The following is a 16,802-nucleotide window of genomic DNA, read 5'->3' as shown; positions in this document are numbered from 1 at the left end:
GTGGCCGCAGCAGCGCCCGACGACGATATCAACGCGCTTGCCAAGGGCGGGCGGACCAACATCCTCGGCTTCCTGCTGCGCCTCGCCGCGCGGCTGCCGTTCCTGTTCATCGCCGGGCGCAGCTACGGGCCCGATCTCGTCGGGCGCTTCGCGCTCGCCGTCGTGGTGGTGGAATTCGCGGCGCAGCTCGCCACCCTCGGGCTCAAGCGCGGCCTCGCCCAGGCGCTGTCGAGCGCGGAGGACCGCCCGCACGCGCATGTCGTGTGGGATGCGATGACGGTCGCCGGCGTAGCCTCGGCGATCGCCTCCGTCATCCTGTTCGTCTTTCCCGAAATCCTCTTCCCCAGCGGCGGCGTCGGCCCGCTCGAACGCTATCTGCCGCTCGTCGTGTTCACCACCGCCTGGACCGAGATCAGCCTGGCGGCACTCGCCTATCGCCGCAACCTGCGCGCGGCGGTGACGGCACGCGCCGTGCTGGAGCCGTGGACGATCAGCATCGCCGCCTTCGTCTTTTCCTTCGTGACGAAACACGAGGGGCTGGTGCTGTCGTACATGCTGTCGATGATGGTCGCGCTCGCCGCGTCGCTGGTGCCGTTCGTGCGCAGCTACGGCCTGCCGGTCGGCTGGCGGCCGCATCCGGGGCGGTTGTGGGATCTCGCGCGCTACAACGTGCCGCTGGCGGGAGCCGATGCGATCGAATGGGCGACGCGCAACGTCGATCGCGCGATCCTCGGCTATCTGTTCGAACCGCGCGTGGTCGGCATCTACTACATGGCGGTGCAGGTCGCCTCGCTGCCCGGCAAGCTCAAGACCAGCTTCGATCCGATCCTCGGCCCGGTCATCACGCACAGCCTCGCGATCGGCGACAAGGCGGCGGTGGCGCATCAGGTGCGGCAGGTCGGTTTCTGGATCATCACCGCGCAGGCGGGGCTCGCATTGGTAGGATCGATCCCCGGCAAGGCGGTGATGGGCGTCGTCGGCCCGCAATTCGTCGCGGGCACCGCGGCGATGGCGTTCCTGTTGTTCGCGGAGGTCGCCGCCTCGACGGGGGCGGTGTGCGAAAGCGCGCTCGTCTACGTCTCGCGACACGTGAACCTGATGATCTCGATCGGGGCACTGGCGTTCCAGATCGCGCTCAGCTTCGGCCTGATCCTGCTGATGCGCGCGCTCGACTGGCCGCCCAACTGGCAGGCGGCGGGGCCGGCGGTCGCGTTGCTGGTGGCGATGGGTGCGTCCTCGATCGTGAAGTCGGAGCTGCTCGCCCGCCTGCTCGGCGCGCCGACGCGCGGCTGGCGCTGGCAATTGCTGGCGGCGGCGGCGGCGGCGGTCGCGGTGGGGACGATCTTCACCTCGCTCCCGCACCGCTTCGAATGGGCGCAGCTCATCATCGGCGTGCCGGTCATCGCCGCGACCTATCTGTTCGTGCTGTGGAAAACCGCCTTCGACGACGAGGACAAGGCGCTGCTCAGGCGGACGCCCGCGCCGAAAGTGGCTGCAGCGTAAGCCTCACTCTCCCCCGGTCGTGCTGAGCGAAGTCGAAGCACGTGCCACAGGCGATACGCCCAGCTCACGTGCTTCGACTTCGCTCAGCACGAACGGATGGGGCTCAATGCCTAAAGTGCCTCACCCCGGTAAACACCATCGCCAGCCCGGCCGCGTCGGCGGCCGCGATCACCTCGTCGTCGCGGATCGAACCGCCCGGCTGGATCACCGCCGTCGCACCGGCCTCGACCGCCGCCAGCAACCCGTCCGCGAACGGGAAGAACGCATCGGACGCAACCGCCGAGCCGATCGTGCGCGGCGCGCCCCAGCCGGCCTTGTCGGCGGCGTCCTTCGCCTTCCACGCGGCGATGCGCGCCGATTCGAGGCGGTTCATCTGCCCCGCACCGATGCCCGCCGTGCTGCCGCCCTTGGCATAGACGATGGCATTCGATTTCACATGCTTGGCGACCGTCCAGGCGAAGCGGCAATCGGCCAGTTCTTCTTCGGTCGGCGCGCGCTTCGTCACCACCTTCAGCTCCGGCGACGAGGCATCGTCGCGCGACTGGATCAGGAAGCCGCCCGCGATCGACTTCATCACGCGGCCCTTGCGCTTGGGATCGGGCAGGTCATTGGTCAGCAGCAGGCGCAAATTCTTCTTCTTCGCGAACACCGCGCGCGCCGCGTCGTCCGCGTCGGGCGCCGCCACCACTTCGGTGAAGATGCCCGAGATCGCCTCTGCGGTCGGCCCGTCGAGCGGGCGGTTCACCGCGATGATGCCCCCGAACGCCGACACCGTGTCGCAGGCGAAAGCGGCCTTATAAGCCTCGATCAGCGTCTCGCCCGTCGCCACGCCGCAAGGGTTGGCGTGCTTGACGATCACCACCGTCGGCGGGCCGTCGCGAAATTCGCTGACCAGCTCGAGCGCGGCGTCGGCGTCGTTGTAATTGTTGTACGACAGCTCCTTGCCCTGCACCTGCACGGCCTGCGCGACACCGTTCACGCCACCGCCGGGCTGGGTGTAGAGCGCCGCGATCTGGTGCGGATTCTCGCCGTAGCGCAGCTCCGCCTGCTTGATCATCGGCACCGAGACCCGCGCCGGGAAGCGCTCACCCTGGTCGACATGCGCGAACCAGCCGGCGATCGCCGCGTCATAGGCCGCCGTCGCCTGATAGGCCTTCATCGCGAAGCGCTTGCGGTCCTCCAGCGTCGTCGTGCCGCCCGAAACCAGCGCGTAGTCGGCGGGATCGGTGACGATCGCGACAAAAGCGTGGTTCTTCGCGGCAGAGCGCACCATCGACGGCCCGCCGATATCGATATTCTCGATCACCTCGTCGCGCTCAGCGCCCTTCGCGACGGTCGCCTCGAACGGATAGAGATTGACGACGACGAGGTCGATTGCGCCGATCTCATGTTCCGCCATCGAGGCGGCGTGCGCGGGATCGTCGCGCACCGCGAGCAGCCCGCCGTGGACCTTCGGATGCAGCGTCTTGACGCGGCCGTCCATCATCTCGGGAAAACCGGTGAGATCGGAAATGTCGCGCACCGCAAGCCCTGCGTCGCGCAGCGCCTTGGCGGTGCCGCCGGTCGAGACGAGATCGACGCCCTTGGCGGCGAGCGCGGTTGCGAGGTCTACGATCCCGGTCTTGTCGGAGACGGAGATAAGGGCGCGTTTGATGGTGATCTGGGTCATGGGCGGAGTCTTTCGTTTGCGTGCGAACGCACGCGGGCCCCTGCCCGCTTAGACCGCGCGCTTCAAGACCCAGCTGATGTTCGCGCCGCCCGCCGGCGATTCGCCCGTGACGACGAGCTGGCTGGTCGATTGCGGCCGCCCCTCGGCATCGATCCACACGCTCTCCTCGGCGCTCAGCGTGCCGCCGCGCACACGGAACTGCCAGAGCGGCGCACCCGGCAGCCGCAGCAGCGCCGCCATGCCGTCCGCGGTCGGCGAGACCTCTACCCCTAGGCCGAGGTGGAAGCGGATGACGAAGCCCATCGTCGCGATTCGCCGCCTGCGGTGCGAGGGCAGCAGCATGTCCTCGCCGCGCAGCTCGCGCCCGTCGCCCGACAGGATGAGCTGGCGGTGGTGCGTGAAGCCGAAGCGCCTTGCATAGCCGTCGTGGCTGCCCTCGATACGGCTGGCCTGCTCGCTCTCCTGCCGCGCCAGCTCGACCTCGCCGACACCGCGCCCGAGCGTGCCGTCGGCGTGGACGGCGGTCGAATTGCTGTCCCCGACCACCAAGGTCGAATGCGCGGCGGTGGTGCGCATCCCCTCCGACAGCGCGGCCGGGATCTGCACGATGCCCGCGCGCGCGCCCCCGCAATTGACGATCAGGCGGTGCGGCCCGTCCGAAAATTCGAACGCCAGAGTCGAGGCGCAGCCTCCTTTGATGAGCCGCGCGACCGGCGGCGGGGCGGCATCGATCACCAGCACCGACTGGCCAGAGGCGAGCCGCTGATAGCCCCATTCGCGCGCCTGCCGCAGCGGCCGCGTGCGCACGCCCGTCGCGGCGATCACGTCGGCCACGCTCGCGGCGGAGACCGGGCCGCCGCCCTGCCAGCTCGACAGTGCGCCGTCGCCCATGCACACGCCGAGCAGCGCCGGCACCATCTTCGCCAGCGTATCGGCGATGATCTCCGGCGCGTCGAACCGGCGCACGTCGTAGACGCAGCGCAGCGCGGTCAGCAGCATGATGACGTCGATCTGCGCGGTCGGCGATCGCGACACCACGCCGCCATCCTCGAACACCGACGTCGCGATCGCACGCGCGAGGGCCGCTTCCGCCGCGCCACGCCGCGTCTCGTTGCCCGATATCAGCATGCTCGCCGCGACGACGCCGCAATTGGCGGCGACGCGCGGTGCGCCCGGCGGCAGCTTGTCCACACCGCGGTCGAGATGCCGCGCACCGCGCGCGAAGGTGTTGAGCACCTTGCTGCGATAGACGAGATCGGCCGACGACAGGATCAGCGGCGCGTGCGCCGACCAGGCCAGGATGCGCCGCCCCCACAGGTCCGCACGCCACGCCGGTTCGCTCACCTTGTCGGCATGGACCGCGAGCCATTGCCGCATGATCGCCTCCGCCACCGGCACGCCCTGCGCGCGCGTCGCCACGGTGGAGAGATCGCGCAGCCAGCCGAAGCTGTGCAGATATTCGGAGAAATCGTCGGAGAAATCGGGCTTGGCAAAGTTGAGCGCGGCGACCGCGCGCGTCTCGCCGCGAAACGTCACCTGCCCGGACAGCAGCGCCTGCCCGCGCTTCACGTCGCCCAGAAACGGATCGTCGGGAACCGCGATCAGCTTCAACGGATGTCGCCCCTTCAACCGCATGCCGTGAATCGGCGTGCGCCACGTCAGGCGATGAAAGCGTTCGGTCAGGCGCTCGGCAAGCGACAATCCGCTTGCGCCGCCGACGCGGACGAGCCGCTTGCCCTCGTCCACCGTGTCGAGGTCGTCGTCCAGCCCGGAGCCGGTCTCCGGTTCCGGCGAACGATCGATCACGCCCCCCTCAGCGCCTTGATGTTGGCGGCATAGGCATCGGGCCCGCCCTTGAAGGTGGCCGTGCCCGCGACCAGCGCATCGGCCCCCGCCGCGATCACGGTCGCGGCATTGGCCTGGTCGACGCCGCCGTCGACCTCGAGATCGACGGTGTAGCCGCCCTTGTCGATCATCTTGCGCACCGCCTCGATCTTCCTGAGCGCGCTCGGGATGAAGCCCTGCCCGCCGAAGCCGGGATTGACGCTCATGATGAGCACCAGATCGACCTCCTCGATCAGATAGTCGAGCGCCTTGGCCGGCGTTTGCGGGGTCAGCACCACGCCCGCGCGCTTGCCGAGCTTGCGGATGTGCTGGAGGCTGCGGTGCGTGTGCGGCCCCGCCTCGACATGGATCGACAGCGTGTCCGCGCCCGCTTCGGCGAACTGGTCGAGATAGGCATCGACCGGGGCGATCATCAGATGGACGTCGAGCGGCTTGGTCGTGTGCGGACGGATCGCCTTCACCACCATCGGCCCGATGGTGATGTTCGGCACGAAATGCCCGTCCATCACATCGACGTGAATCCAGTCCGCACCCGCCGCGTCGATCGCGCGCACTTCCTCGCCAAGTTTGGCGAAGTCGGCGGAAAGTATAGAGGGCGCAATACGGACGGGGTTCTGCATCCTGGTTTCTCTAGGCAGCACGAACGAGGCGCGCAATGAAGAAGCCGTTATTGCCGCCCGGCGATATCTGTCCCGGAAGCGCACGCACCCAGCCGCGTTCCTCGGGCGCCATGCCGGACGGGAGCTCTTCCTGCCGCACCGGCTCGATCGCGAAATCGGGATGGCCGCTCAGGAAATCCTCGATCTGGCGCTCGCCTTCGGACGGCTCCAGCGAACAGGTGGCATAGACCAGCCGCCCGCCCGGCTTCACCCAGCCGGCGGCGCGCGCGAGCAGTTTCATCTGCGTCGCCGCCATCTGCGCGATCACCGAGGGGCGGACACGGTGGAGCACGTCGGGGTGGCGGCGGAAGATGCCGGTGGCGCTGCACGGCGCATCGAGCAGCACCGCGTCGGCGGGTTCCTGCGGCGTCCAGTGCAGCACGTCGCCGGTGATGACGCGCGCAGTCACATGGGTGCGCGCGATATTGTCGCGCAGCCGCCCCAGCCGCGCCTCCGAAGCGTCTATCGCCGTCACCTGCCAGCCGGCATGGGCGAGCTGCATCGTCTTGCCGCCCGGCGCGGCGCAGAGATCGAGCGCGGTGCCCGGTCCCTTCCCCAGCAAGCGTGCGGGCAGCGCGGCGGCGATATCCTGCACCCACCACGCGCCCTCCTCGAAGCCCGGTAGCTCGGGCACGTGCGCCGACTCGAGCCGGACATGGCCCGGCATCAGCGAGGTGCCGCCGAGGTCGTCCGCCCAGCGCGCCGTCGCGCCCACGTCGGCGAGCGTCAGGTCGAGCGGCGGCGGGGCGGCGATGGCGTGTTCCGCCGCCTCGATCACATCGTCGCCCCAGGCCGCATGCCAGCGCAGCGCGGTGGCATCGGGCAGCGTCGGGATCTCGGGCAGTTGTTCGCCGCGCCGCGACAGCGCGCCGAACACGCCATGCACCAGCTTGCGCGGCCCCCCGTCGACCAGCGGCAGCACCGTGGCGATGGCGGCATGCGGCGGCGTGCCGAGCGACAGCGCCTGCACCAAAGCGATGCGCAGGGCGAAGCGCGCCTTGGCATCCTCCGGCAGCGCGCGCGGCGTCGCCGAATCGATCAGCGCATCGAGATCGGGCAGCCGCCGCAGCGCCTCGGCCGCGATGGCATGGGCGAGTGCGCGGTCGTCGGCGCGCTCGATCCCCTGCGTCGCGCGGCCGAGCGCCGCTTCGAGCGGCAGACCCTGGCGCAGCACCGCATCCAGCAGCTTGAGCGCGGCACGGCGGGCGGGGACACCGGGAGCGTCGGGAGTGGTGGGAGGTTTGGCCAAAACGCTTGAACTCTTGGGTTGCGCGGCCGAAATGGTGTGCAAGCCGCGAAGGAATAGCCTCCATGACCCGACGACCGCCGCATGTGAAGCCGCCAGCGCATCTTTCCAAGAACACGCCGGTGCCCAAACCCGAGCCGCTCAAGGAAACGAAAGACCCGCTCGGCCTCGATCCGACACGCTACGGCGACTGGGAATTGAAGGGGCTTGCGGTCGATTTCTGACCGACCCGTCGCCCCGGCGAAGGCCGGGGCCGCTGCGTTTGGGTCTGCCCGGTTCGCCCAACACCACAACGTCCCCGGCCTCCGCCGGGGCGACGCTCATGGGGCGAGGTCTTCAAACATGCTCGCGCGTCAGCGGGCGGGCGAGCAGCTCGCCGATCACGGCGCGCACGTCGGCCCCCTCCAGCAGCGCGCGCACGCCCTGCGCGACCGGCATGTCGATCCCCGCCGCCTCTGCCGCCTCGCACAGCACCGGTGCCGTGAACGCCCCTTCCGCAACGGTGCGGCGATCCGCCATCAGCTCCGTCGCCGCGCGCCCCTGCCCCAGCCCGACGCCCAGCGAGAAATTGCGCGAGGCGGTGGACGAGCAGGTCAGCACCAGATCGCCGAGCCCCGACAGCCCGGCCAGCGTCTCCGCCCGGCTGCCGCGCGCCAGCCCGAAGCGCGTCATCTCGGCAAAGCCGCGCGCGATCAGCGCCGCGCGCGCATTCTGGCCGAGCCCCGCGCCCTCCACGACGCCGCACGCGATCGCCAGCACGTTCTTCACCGCCCCGCCGATCTCCGCGCCGATCACGTCGGTCGAGGCATAGGTGCGGAAACTCGGCAGCGCGATCGCCTCGGCCATGCGCTCGGCCGCATCGGCATCCTCCATCGCGATGGTGACGGCCGTCGGGAGCCCGCGCGCGACCTCGGCGGCGAAGGTCGGGCCCGACAGCACGCCGACGGCCGCACCGGGCTGCGCCTCTGCCGCGACTTCGCTGAGCAATTTGTGGCTGCCCGCCTCGATCCCCTTCGAACACAGCAGCAGCGGCGCGCGCGTCGCCGGCAGCTTCGCCAGCACGCCGCGCGTATGCTGCGCCGGCGTCACCACCAGGATCGCCTCCGCCCCGGCGAGCGGCGCGAGATCGCCGGTCGCGCGAAAGCCCGATAGCGGCACGCCGGGCAGGTAAATCGCATTCTCGCCGGCGTTGATGCCCGCGACGACCTCGGGCTCCAGCGCCCACAGGGTCACGTCATGCCCGCCGCTCGCCAGCACCTGCGCCAGCGCGGTGCCCCACGCTCCGCCGCCGATCACACCGATGTTCATGCCTTCACCCCCGCCCCGCGCACCGCTTCCGCCGCCGGGTCGAGCGGCCAGCGCGGGCGGGCGGGCATGTCGAGCGGATCGGTGAGGCCGGCGGCGAAGCGCTCCGCCCCGGCCCAGCCGATCATTGCGGCATTGTCAGTACACAACCACAGCGGCGGCGCCACGAAACGCAGGCCGTTGGCGCTCGCCAGCGCCGACAGGCTGCCGCGCACTGCCTGATTCGCCGCGACCCCGCCCGCCACGACCAGCGCCGTCGCCGCGTCGGCATGCGCCAGCGCCCTGATAGTACGGTCGATCAGGCAATCGACCACCGCCGCCTGGAAGCTGGCGGCGATATCCTCGACGCTCCACCGGCCCGAATCGTGCGCGCGCACCACCGCGCTCTTGAGGCCCGCGAAGGAGAAATGCGGCTCGGCCGATCCCTTCAGCGGGCGCGGCAACGGCACCACGTCGCGCCCCAGCGCGGCGGCGCGCTCCACCGCCGGGCCGCCCGGAAAGCCGAGGCCCAGCACCTTGGCGCTCTTGTCGAACGCCTCGCCAGCGGCGTCGTCGATCGTCGTGGCGAGCCGGCGATAGCGCGCGACGCCCTCGACCAGCAGCAACTGGCAATGCCCGCCCGACACCAGCAACAGCAGATAGGGAAAATCGAGATCGGGATCGGAAAGGCGCGGGCTCAGCGCATGGCCCTCGAGGTGATTGACCGCCACCAGCGGCTTGCCCGCGGCATGCGCCAGCGCCTTGCCCGTGACGAGCCCGACCATCACGCCGCCGATCAGCCCCGGCCCCGCCGTCGCGGCAACGGCATCGATCTGATCGAGCGTCAGCCCGGCATCGGCCAGCGCGCCCTCGACCAGCGGGATCAGCGCCTCGACATGCGCGCGCGCCGCGATCTCGGGCACGACGCCGCCGTACGGCCGGTGCGCCGCCTCCTGCCCCGCCAGCCGATGCGCGAGCACGCGCCGGTCCGACGTGACGACGGCGGCGGCGGTCTCGTCGCAGCTCGATTCGAGGCCGAGGATCACTTTTGCACTCATCACCCCCAGTTAGTCATTCGCCCCGAGCTTGTCGAAGGGGGCCGCTTTTCTTTAGGAGGAGCGATGACCTCGACCTTCCGCCTCGGCACGCGCGGTTCGCCGCTCGCCCTCACCCAGGCCGCGATGGTGCGCGCCGCTTTGTGCGCCGCGCACGGCTGGCGCGAGGATGCGGTTGAGATCACTGTCATCCGCACCACCGGCGACCGCGTGCAGGACCGCGCGCTCGCCGAGATCGGCGGCAAGGCTTTGTGGACCAAGGAACTCGACCGCGCTCTACTCGATGGCGCGATCGACTGCGCGGTCCATTCGATGAAGGACGTCGAGACGATCCGCCCGGCCGAGATCGCCATCGCGGCGATGCTGCCGCGCGCCGACGTGCGCGACCGGCTGATCGGCGCGGAAAGCATCGCCGCTCTGCGCAAGGGCGCGGTCGTCGGCACGAGCAGCCCGCGCCGCGCCGCGCAATTGAAGCGCCTGCGCCCCGATATCGCGACGGTGGTGTTCCGTGGCAATGTCGACACGCGCCTCGCCAAGCTGGCGGCGGGCGAGGTCGATGCGACCTTGCTGGCGGCGGCGGGGCTCGACCGGCTCGGGCGCGGCGACACCGGCGTCGCGATCGCGCCCGAGACGATGCTCCCCGCCCCGGCGCAGGGCGCGGTCGGGATCGAGACGCTGACGGGGTCGCCCGCCGCCGCGCTGGTCGCGGCGATCGACCATGCCGACACGCACGCCTGCGTCCTGACCGAACGCGCGCTGCTCGCGCGGCTGGTCGCCGATTGCCACTCGCCGGTCGCGGCGCTGGCAACGCTGGCGGGCGGGCGGATGACGCTCGCGGCGGAACTGCTGTCCGAGGACGGCGCGGAGCACGTCACCGGCCGGATCGAGGGCACGCGCGGCGAAGATCTTGCAGAAACGCTCGCGACGGACCTGCTCGCCCGCGCGCCGGACGCCGTGCGGCGGCTGTTCGCGGGGTGAAGCTCGCCATCCTCCGTCCCGAACCCGGCAACGCGGCCACCCGCGCGCGGGCCGCCGCCGCGGGTTTCGAGACGCTCCGCCTGCCGCTGTTCGAAATTGCCGCGCGCGCCTGGACGCATCCCGATCCCGCCGGTCACGACGCCCTCCTCCTCACCAGCGCCAACGCCGTGCGCAGCGCCGGGCCGCTCGGCGCGCTGGCGGCGCTGCCGGTCGTGACGGTCGGCGACTCGACCGCCGCCGCCGCGCGTGCCGCCGGTCTCACCGTCGTCGCGACCGGCGACAGCGACGCCGCCGCCCTCTCCGCGCTGCTGATCGCGCACGGCTTCTCCCGCGTCCTCCACCTCGCCGGAGAGGACCGCACCCCGGCCCCGCCCGGCGTGACCCGCACCGAGACCGTCTACGCCAGCGAACCTCTCGCGGTGCCGCCCGAACGGCTCGCCCTGCTCACCGGCACCACCGCCCTGCTGCACTCCGCCCGCGCCGCGCGCACGCTCGCTGCCCTGCTCGACGCCGCCGCGATTCCCCGCGCGGGCATCACCGTCGCCGCCTTCAGCCCCGCCATCGCGCAAGCCGCCGGCAGCGGCTGGTCCACCGTCGCCACCGCCGCCGCGCCCACCGACGCCGCGCTGTTAGACGCCGTCCGCGCGCTTGGCCGTTGACCACCCGCCTCCCCGCGCGGATAAGGTGACATGGATCAAGACCCGCCGATAGAATTGTCGACCGGGGTGCCGATCGAGGTGGCGGCGCGCCGCAAACCGCGCTGGCCGATCTTCGCGGTTCTCGCGCTGGTCCTCATCCTGATCGGTGCCGCCGCCGCATATTTCGCGATTCGCCATTTCGATCTCGCCCCCGCGCCCAAGGTCGCCACGCTGACGCTGCCGGTCACACCGGGCGCATCGGGCCCGCAGGCGCCGGTCGTGATCGTGCCGTCGAAGGGCACCTCGCAAAGCGCGACCATCGATCTCGACGCGCTGTCGAACCGCGAGACCGCGCTCGCCGCACAGCTCAACGCGCTCGAGGGGCGGACGGCAGGCGTCAGCGCCGATGCGCAGGCCGCCGCCGGCAACGCCACCCGCGCGGAAGGGATGCTGATCGCCTTCGCCGCGCGCCGCGCGCTCGATCGCGGCACGTCGCTCGGCTTCATCGAGGGCCGGCTGCGCGACCGCTTCGGCGGTGCGCAGGGTCAGGCGGTCGCGACGATCGTGCAGGCCGCGCGCCAGCCGGTCACGCTGGAGGATCTGCGCGGCGGGCTGGAGGCGGTCGCGCCCAGCCTCGTCACCGGCGGCCTGTCGGGCGGCTTCTTCACCAGCCTGCAACGCGAGCTTTCCAGCCTCGTCGTCCTCCACAATGCCGATGCGCCTTCCCCGCTGCCGGGCGAGCGGCTGGCGCGGGCGCGGCGGCTGCTCGAGATCGGGCAGGTCGAGGCGGCGCTTGCCGAGGTCGCGCACCTGCCCGGCGCCGCCGGTGCGACGCGCTGGACCGACGCCGCCAAGCGCTACATCGAGACGCGCCGCGCGCTCGACATCATCGAGACCGCGGCGCTGCTCGGCCAGGCCGCCGGATCGGTCGCCACGCCCGCGCCGCCCCCCGCACCGGCGCCGAGCCCGACGCCTAGGCCTTGAGCCGCTCGATCAGCGCCATCGCCGCGTGCGGCGCGCGCACCTTGCCGCCGTGGATGAAGAACACGAAGGTCTCGCGCGGCGTCTTGGGCGCGGGATCGGCGGCATAGGGCAGCCCCTCCGGCCGGCCCCCCGCCGACCAGATGCGCGCCGCATCCGCCCACTCGTCGAGCGCCCGCTCGCTATAACCGGTCGGTTCCTCGTCGACTCCGCTCTCCAGCCGCGCATAGACGAAATCGCCGCTCACGTCGGCGATCGCCGGATATTCGGGCGAATGGGCGTAGACGATCGCCGCCCCGCGCTCCCGCATCATCGCGACGAACTCCGGGCAGGCGAAGCTCTCGTGCCGCACCTGCACCGCATGGCGCAGCGTCACGCCCTCGTGACGGTCCGGCAGCAGCGCGAGGAACGCGCGGAAATCCTCCGCGTCGAATTTCTTGGTCGCCATGAACTGCCACAGGATCGGCCCGAGCCGGTCGCCGAGCTCGACGATCCCCTGCCCCACGAACTTCGCCACCGATTCGCCGGCCTCCGCCAGCACCTTGCGGTTGGTGCAGAAGCGCGAGGCCTTCAGCGTGAAGACGAAACCGTCGGGCACCGCCTTTGCCCAGCCTGCGAAGGTCGCAGGCTTCTGGCTGCTGTAGTAGGTGCCGTTGACCTCGATCGCGGTCAGCTGCGACGCCGCATATTCGAGCTCCCTCTTCTGCGCGAGCTTCTCGGGAAAGAACGTCCCGCGCCAGGGTTCGTAGGTCCAACCGCCGATGCCGACGCGAATCGCTGCCTTGTTCATGCGCCGGTGATAGCGCGGGACGGCCCGCGGCTCATCCCGGTTCTTGCGGAGAGAGGCAGACGATGCTCTTCGCCGTCGGTGCTCGCTTGTGCGAGGCCGGCCGAGCGGTCGCTGGTCACGATTTGGCGCAGCCAAATCGCTGCGACCGCTGGAGCGGGCGAAGGGATTCGAACCCTCGACCCCAACCTTGGCAAGGTTGTGCTCTACCCCTGAGCTACGCCCGCTCTGGCGCCACGCGCTCCCGGTGAGGGGGGCGGGTAAGGAGGGCGGCTGATAGCGCCAGCCCCGCGGGCTGGCAACCCCCATTTGCGCAACCATCGAAAAGCCTTGGCTTGAGGGCCCGAGCGCCCACATAAGGCGCCAACGACCGAAACACTGGAGCATCACTTGGCAACCCTGGGCATGAGCGCCGCCGAACGCGAGGCCGTCGAGGCTTTCCGCAAGGACGTCGTCGAACCGTCGATGACGAAGCTCGTCATCATCGATTTCTGGGCGGAATGGTGCGGGCCGTGCAAGGCGATCGCGCCGATGCTCGACAAGATCGCCGCGGCCTATGCCGACAAGGGCGTCGTGCTGGCGAAGGTCGATACCGACAAGAACCAGTTCATCGCCGCGCAATTCCAGATCAAGTCGATCCCGACGATCTACGCGATGTTCCAGGGCCAGCTCGTCGCCGACCTGACGCAGGCGCGCACCGAGTCGCAGATGCGCGCGACGCTCGACCAGATCCTGAAGCAATTGCCGATCGAGAGCGAAGCCGCGCAGGCCGAAGCCGAGATCGAGCCGCTGATCGCGATGGCGGAGCAGGTGCTGGCCGAGGGCGACGGCGCGCGCGCCGCCAACATCTATGCGCAGATCGCCGAGATGGCGCCCGACAATCCCGCCGTCCACGCCGGCTATGTCCGCGCGCTGGTGGCGGCGGGCATGATCGACGAGGCGCGTGCGCATCTCGAGGCCGTGCCAGAAGAGGCCGCCAAGGCGCCCGAGATCGAGCGCGCCCGCTCGGCGCTCGCGCTCGCCGAAAGCGCCAAGCCGGTCGACGATCTCTCCGCGCTCGCCGCCGAGGCCGCCGCCGATCCCGAGAACATGGACAAGCGCTTCGAACTCGCCGGCGGCCAGATGGCGGCGGGCGACCGCGACGCCGCCGCCGACACGCTGCTCGCGATGATCGCCGACGATCGCGCCTGGAACGACAGCGCGGCACGCACGCAGCTGCTCAAGCTGTTCGACGTGGTCGGGCTCGAAGACCCCTGGGTGTCGGCGCAGCGCCGCAAATTGTCGGCGATCCTGTTCGGATGAGCGAAGCCGCGGCAACCACCACCCGGCTGTCGATCTTCCCGCTGCCGGGGGCGCTGCTGTTCCCGCGCATGCACCTGCCGCTGCACATCTTCGAGCCGCGCTACCGCGCGATGGTTTCCGACGCGATGGCGCGCGACCGTCGCATTGGCATGATCCAGCCGCGCGCGAACAAGGTCGGCCGCCGCGACACGCCGCCGCTGTTCGAAATCGGCTGCGTCGGCAAGATCGGCGAGTTCGAAGCGAGCGAGGACGGCCGCTACAACCTCGTCCTCGAAGGCCTCTCGCTGTTCCGCATCGTCCGCGAGCTCGACGTGACGACCGCCTTCCGCCAGGTCGAGGCCGAGCTGCTGCCGGTCAATGCCGAGCCCGAAACGCTGTCGCTCTCGCGCCGCTCGCTGCTGGAAAGCGAATCGCGCGCCTTCGCCGATGCGCAGGGCTATGCGGTCGACTGGGATCAGGTGACACGGCTCGACGACGAGGCGCTCGTCAACGGCATCGCCCAGATCGCGCCGTTCGACGTGGCCGCCAAACAGGCACTGCTCGAGGCGGACGGCATCGAGGACCGGGCGGAGCTGATCGTCCAGCTCATGCAATTCTTCGGCCGCCACGACGGCGAGGATTCGGTGACTTTGCAGTGAGGGGTGAGTCGGCGAGTGCTACGCTGCGCATAACGTCGCGACCACTCGGCGAGGCGCCTGAATGGATACGGGACGCTTGGATCGGCGTCGAACTGCCGCTGATCAACGATCGTCCAGTTACAGCTTTGTCGACCGGCGTCCTCCATCCGGTAACGTCGTTGATCGGGTTCATACGCGGCACCTTGCTTGGGCGAATCGTGCGAAGGCAGGGGTACCGCGTGCGCGCGGCGGTCGCCGTCGATATTCTTGAACAGAGCAACCGCGCGGCGGCGGCGTGGTGGCGCGAATACGCTCCCAATGTCCTGCGCCCCAACGGCGCGTTCCTGTTCGATCTCGCGTGCGGCGAAGTCTTGTCGGGGCCCACATGACCCCCGCCGCCAGGCGCATCGTCGCGATCCTGCTCGCGGTCGCCGAGCTGGTGGCGATGCTGCTCGCGCTGTTCCTCGCGGCGATGAGCGTGATGATGTTCGACGCGCCGGGATCGGAGCTCAAGCCCGAGCTGTGGCGCGCCTTCTATGCGACCTGGGCGCTGCCGGCCGCGCTGTTCGTGGGCAGCGGCTTCGCGGTCGCCGCAGCGATCCGCTTCACGCGCTTCCGCATCCTCGCGGCCTTGCTGATCCCCGCGGCGGCGTTTTTGTGGCTCGTCGTGGCGATGGCGAGCCTCTAGCCGCTGTCCTACACCGCGTGACTACGCTATTTTTGCCACCGCTCTTTCGCATCGTCGGTCACGGGATCAGTGCAAAATCGGAAACGATCGCGCCTTACATTTTCGATTCAGGTGTCAATCTGTCAAGCGAGCTATCACTTTCACGCGCCAGCGTCACACCGTCAGCCCCTGCAGCAGCTTCGGCACGTCGCCGCTCTCGCCGCGCGCCTCGGCCATGAAGCGGTTCTTGAGCGCCGGCACCCGGTCCACCGCCGACAGCCCGAAGCGCCGCACCGCGTTCGCCGTCCTGCCGGGCACGCCGAACAGCCGCGTCAGTCCGTCGGTCGCCGCCGCGACCATGAACGTGTCGAGGCTCCGCCAGCGGTCGTAGCGCGCCAGCAGCGCCGGGTCGCCGAGGTCGAGCCCGGTGCGCTTGCCCTCGACCAGCACCTCGACCAAAGTCGCCACGTCGCGGAACCCCACGTTGACGCCCTGCCCCGCGATCGGGTGGATGCCGTGCGCCGCGTCCCCCACCAGCGCGAGGCGGTTCGACGTGATCGTCGCGGCATGATGGAAGCCGAGCGGATGGCTCCACCGCCCGCCGAGCGGCCCGAGCTTGCCCAGGAAGCCGCCCATCTTCTTCTCGCATTCGGCGAGGAAGCCGCGCTCCGACAGCTTCATATAGCCCGGCGATTCGTGCCGCTTCACCGACCAGACGATCGCCGAACGATGCCCCTCCGCGTCGTCGTTCAAGGGCAGGATCGCGAACGGCCCCTGCGGGTAGAAGATCTCGAAGGCGATATTCTCGTGGGAATGTTCGTGATGCAGCGAGGTCACGATCGCGGCATGGTCGTAGGTCCAGCGCGCCACCTTCAGCCCCGCCGCCTCGCGCGTCGGCGAATTGCGGCCCTCGGCGGCGACCAGCAGCGGCGCGGTGATGACATCGCCCGAATCGAGCGTGACGGTCACGCCGTGATCGCCGCGCACCACGTCCACGGCGCGCGTCTTCATCCGCACCGCGACGCCCTCGGCATGGCTCGCCGCCTCGAACAAGGCACGCCGCAGCAGCCGGTTCTCGAACATCGTGCCGAGCGCGCCCTCGCCCTCGTCCGGCGTGAAGTCGAGCTTGCCGGGCTCCAGCCCGTCGCTCACGCGAATCCCCTCGATCGGGCAGCCCGCGCCCGCCAGCCGCTCCAGCACGCCGATCGCGCCGAGCATCCGGTACGGTGCGCTCGCGATCGCCGAGGCGCGGCCGTCGAAGCCCGCCGCCAGGATCACCTCCGGGTCGGCAATGTCGATGACGATCGCGCCGAGCCCATGCGCGGAGAGCGCCACCGCAAGCGCGCTGCCGACGAGCCCGCCGCCGAGAATGATGACGTCCGCTTTTTCCATCGGGCGGGTCTAGCGCGCCCGCGCCTACGTGCCAATGCACGCTTAGCCCCTCCCCTTCAGGGGAGGGGTAGGGGGTGGGGGAAGCCTCGCAGAGAGCTCGCTCGCGGCACGGCCCCACCCCAACCCCTCCCCTGAAGGGGAGGGGCTTTGCGCCTCCGTAAACCACCCGCCTTGACGCC

General features: G+C 70.4%; 17 protein-coding genes and 1 tRNA gene. 9 read left to right on the top strand and 9 right to left on the bottom strand.

Annotation, left to right across the window (positions count from 1 at the left end):
- Complete coding sequence (locus tag Q5H94_RS04395) at nucleotides 1–1,503, top strand: lipopolysaccharide biosynthesis protein (RefSeq protein WP_304559998.1); 1,503 nt, start codon at nucleotides 1–3, stop codon at nucleotides 1,501–1,503.
- A 103-nt stretch (nucleotides 1,504–1,606) separates the two neighbouring features.
- Here Q5H94_RS04395 and purH read toward each other — a convergent pair whose 3' ends face one another.
- From purH to Q5H94_RS04375, 4 genes are read right to left on the bottom strand one after another with little or no spacing between them, the layout of a single operon-like run.
- A complete protein-coding gene (gene purH, locus Q5H94_RS04390) occupies nucleotides 1,607–3,172 on the bottom strand; it encodes a bifunctional phosphoribosylaminoimidazolecarboxamide formyltransferase/IMP cyclohydrolase (protein ID WP_304559997.1) in 1,566 nt (521 codons plus the stop codon).
- Nucleotides 3,173–3,220: 48 nt separating this feature from the next.
- Nucleotides 3,221–4,978, bottom strand: coding sequence for a heparinase II/III family protein (locus Q5H94_RS04385; protein ID WP_304559996.1), 1,758 nt, complete (start codon nucleotides 4,976–4,978; stop codon nucleotides 3,221–3,223).
- Nucleotides 4,975–5,637, bottom strand: coding sequence for a ribulose-phosphate 3-epimerase (gene rpe, locus Q5H94_RS04380; protein ID WP_304559995.1), 663 nt, complete (start codon nucleotides 5,635–5,637; stop codon nucleotides 4,975–4,977). The genes Q5H94_RS04385 and rpe overlap by 4 nt, the downstream gene beginning before the upstream one ends.
- Before the next feature lie 10 nt (nucleotides 5,638–5,647).
- Nucleotides 5,648–6,925: an RsmB/NOP family class I SAM-dependent RNA methyltransferase gene (locus tag Q5H94_RS04375; protein WP_304559994.1), complete on the bottom strand. Its 1,278-nt coding sequence runs from the start codon at nucleotides 6,923–6,925 to the stop codon at nucleotides 5,648–5,650.
- 62 nt (nucleotides 6,926–6,987) lie between these two features.
- On the opposite strand from Q5H94_RS04375, the gene Q5H94_RS04370 reads away from it, so the two are divergent.
- On the top strand, nucleotides 6,988–7,146 hold the full coding sequence (locus tag Q5H94_RS04370; RefSeq protein WP_304559993.1) for a DUF1674 domain-containing protein: 159 nt from the start codon (nucleotides 6,988–6,990) through the stop codon (nucleotides 7,144–7,146).
- Nucleotides 7,147–7,258: 112 nt separating this feature from the next.
- On the opposite strand, the gene Q5H94_RS04365 is transcribed toward Q5H94_RS04370, so the two are convergent.
- Entirely contained in the window at nucleotides 7,259–8,230 is a 972-nt protein-coding gene (locus Q5H94_RS04365; RefSeq protein ID WP_304559992.1) for an NAD(P)H-dependent glycerol-3-phosphate dehydrogenase, read from the bottom strand.
- Nucleotides 8,227–9,264, bottom strand: coding sequence for a tRNA (adenosine(37)-N6)-threonylcarbamoyltransferase complex transferase subunit TsaD (tsaD, locus tag Q5H94_RS04360; protein ID WP_304560169.1), 1,038 nt, complete (start codon nucleotides 9,262–9,264; stop codon nucleotides 8,227–8,229). The genes Q5H94_RS04365 and tsaD overlap by 4 nt, the downstream gene beginning before the upstream one ends.
- Before the next feature lie 63 nt (nucleotides 9,265–9,327).
- Between tsaD and hemC the strand changes: the two genes are divergently transcribed.
- From hemC to Q5H94_RS04345, 3 genes are read left to right on the top strand one after another with little or no spacing between them, the layout of a single operon-like run.
- Nucleotides 9,328–10,239 carry a hydroxymethylbilane synthase gene (gene hemC / locus Q5H94_RS04355; RefSeq protein WP_304559991.1) on the top strand — a complete coding sequence of 304 codons (912 nt, stop codon included), beginning with the start codon at nucleotides 9,328–9,330 and terminating at the stop codon, nucleotides 10,237–10,239.
- On the top strand, nucleotides 10,236–10,898 hold the full coding sequence (locus Q5H94_RS04350; protein WP_304559990.1) for a uroporphyrinogen-III synthase: 663 nt from the start codon (nucleotides 10,236–10,238) through the stop codon (nucleotides 10,896–10,898). Before hemC ends, Q5H94_RS04350 begins: the two co-directional genes overlap by 4 nt.
- Before the next feature lie 30 nt (nucleotides 10,899–10,928).
- The gene (locus tag Q5H94_RS04345) at nucleotides 10,929–11,861 is read left to right on the top strand and encodes an MICOS complex subunit MIC60 (protein ID WP_304559989.1); all 933 of its coding nucleotides are present in this window, start codon (nucleotides 10,929–10,931) and stop codon (nucleotides 11,859–11,861) included.
- Here the strand turns inward: Q5H94_RS04345 and Q5H94_RS04340 are convergent.
- Complete coding sequence (locus Q5H94_RS04340) at nucleotides 11,851–12,648, bottom strand: DUF72 domain-containing protein (RefSeq protein ID WP_304559988.1); 798 nt, start codon at nucleotides 12,646–12,648, stop codon at nucleotides 11,851–11,853. The genes Q5H94_RS04345 and Q5H94_RS04340 overlap by 11 nt on opposite strands.
- Before the next feature lie 149 nt (nucleotides 12,649–12,797).
- Nucleotides 12,798–12,872, bottom strand: a tRNA-Gly gene (locus tag Q5H94_RS04335).
- Between the two features lie 178 nt (nucleotides 12,873–13,050).
- Between Q5H94_RS04335 and Q5H94_RS04330 the strand changes: the two genes are divergently transcribed.
- The 4 genes from Q5H94_RS04330 (at nucleotide 13,051) to Q5H94_RS04315 (ending at nucleotide 15,252) form a co-directional block, all read left to right on the top strand.
- Nucleotides 13,051–13,947: a tetratricopeptide repeat protein gene (locus Q5H94_RS04330; protein WP_304560168.1), complete on the top strand. Its 897-nt coding sequence runs from the start codon at nucleotides 13,051–13,053 to the stop codon at nucleotides 13,945–13,947.
- Complete coding sequence (locus Q5H94_RS04325; protein ID WP_304559987.1) at nucleotides 13,944–14,585, top strand: LON peptidase substrate-binding domain-containing protein; 642 nt, start codon at nucleotides 13,944–13,946, stop codon at nucleotides 14,583–14,585. The genes Q5H94_RS04330 and Q5H94_RS04325 overlap by 4 nt, the downstream gene beginning before the upstream one ends.
- Nucleotides 14,586–14,803: 218 nt before the next feature.
- A complete protein-coding gene (locus tag Q5H94_RS04320; protein ID WP_304559986.1) occupies nucleotides 14,804–14,953 on the top strand; it encodes a hypothetical protein in 150 nt (49 codons plus the stop codon).
- Nucleotides 14,950–15,252 carry a hypothetical protein gene (locus Q5H94_RS04315; protein WP_304559985.1) on the top strand — a complete coding sequence of 101 codons (303 nt, stop codon included), beginning with the start codon at nucleotides 14,950–14,952 and terminating at the stop codon, nucleotides 15,250–15,252. The genes Q5H94_RS04320 and Q5H94_RS04315 overlap by 4 nt, the downstream gene beginning before the upstream one ends.
- A 153-nt stretch (nucleotides 15,253–15,405) precedes the next feature.
- Here the strand turns inward: Q5H94_RS04315 and Q5H94_RS04310 are convergent, their stop codons facing one another.
- Complete coding sequence (locus Q5H94_RS04310) at nucleotides 15,406–16,623, bottom strand: UbiH/UbiF/VisC/COQ6 family ubiquinone biosynthesis hydroxylase (protein WP_304559984.1); 1,218 nt, start codon at nucleotides 16,621–16,623, stop codon at nucleotides 15,406–15,408.
- Nucleotides 16,624–16,802 lie beyond the last annotated feature (179 nt).

The organism is Sphingomonas immobilis (assembly GCF_030580995.1).
Taxonomy (GTDB): Bacteria; Pseudomonadota; Alphaproteobacteria; order Sphingomonadales; family Sphingomonadaceae; genus Sphingomonas; species Sphingomonas immobilis.
Note: the sequence above shows the minus strand (reverse complement) of the source record. Positions and strands in the feature narration are given on the sequence as shown.

Coding starts and splice junctions, on each gene's coding strand:
- Q5H94_RS04325 (WP_304559987.1), top strand. CDS start 13,944: ATGAGCGAAGCCGCGGCAACCACCACCCGGCTGTCGATCTTCCCGCTG.
- Q5H94_RS04310 (WP_304559984.1), bottom strand. CDS start 16,623: ATGGAAAAAGCGGACGTCATCATTCTCGGCGGCGGGCTCGTCGGCAGC.
- Q5H94_RS04345 (WP_304559989.1), top strand. CDS start 10,929: ATGGATCAAGACCCGCCGATAGAATTGTCGACCGGGGTGCCGATCGAG.
- Q5H94_RS04340 (WP_304559988.1), bottom strand. CDS start 12,648: ATGAACAAGGCAGCGATTCGCGTCGGCATCGGCGGTTGGACCTACGAA.
- purH (WP_304559997.1), bottom strand. CDS start 3,172: ATGACCCAGATCACCATCAAACGCGCCCTTATCTCCGTCTCCGACAAG.
- tsaD (WP_304560169.1), bottom strand. CDS start 9,264: ATGAGTGCAAAAGTGATCCTCGGCCTCGAATCGAGCTGCGACGAGACC.
- Q5H94_RS04365 (WP_304559992.1), bottom strand. CDS start 8,230: ATGAACATCGGTGTGATCGGCGGCGGAGCGTGGGGCACCGCGCTGGCG.
- Q5H94_RS04370 (WP_304559993.1), top strand. CDS start 6,988: ATGACCCGACGACCGCCGCATGTGAAGCCGCCAGCGCATCTTTCCAAG.
- hemC (WP_304559991.1), top strand. CDS start 9,328: ATGACCTCGACCTTCCGCCTCGGCACGCGCGGTTCGCCGCTCGCCCTC.
- Q5H94_RS04330 (WP_304560168.1), top strand. CDS start 13,051: ATGAGCGCCGCCGAACGCGAGGCCGTCGAGGCTTTCCGCAAGGACGTC.
- Q5H94_RS04315 (WP_304559985.1), top strand. CDS start 14,950: ATGACCCCCGCCGCCAGGCGCATCGTCGCGATCCTGCTCGCGGTCGCC.
- rpe (WP_304559995.1), bottom strand. CDS start 5,637: ATGCAGAACCCCGTCCGTATTGCGCCCTCTATACTTTCCGCCGACTTC.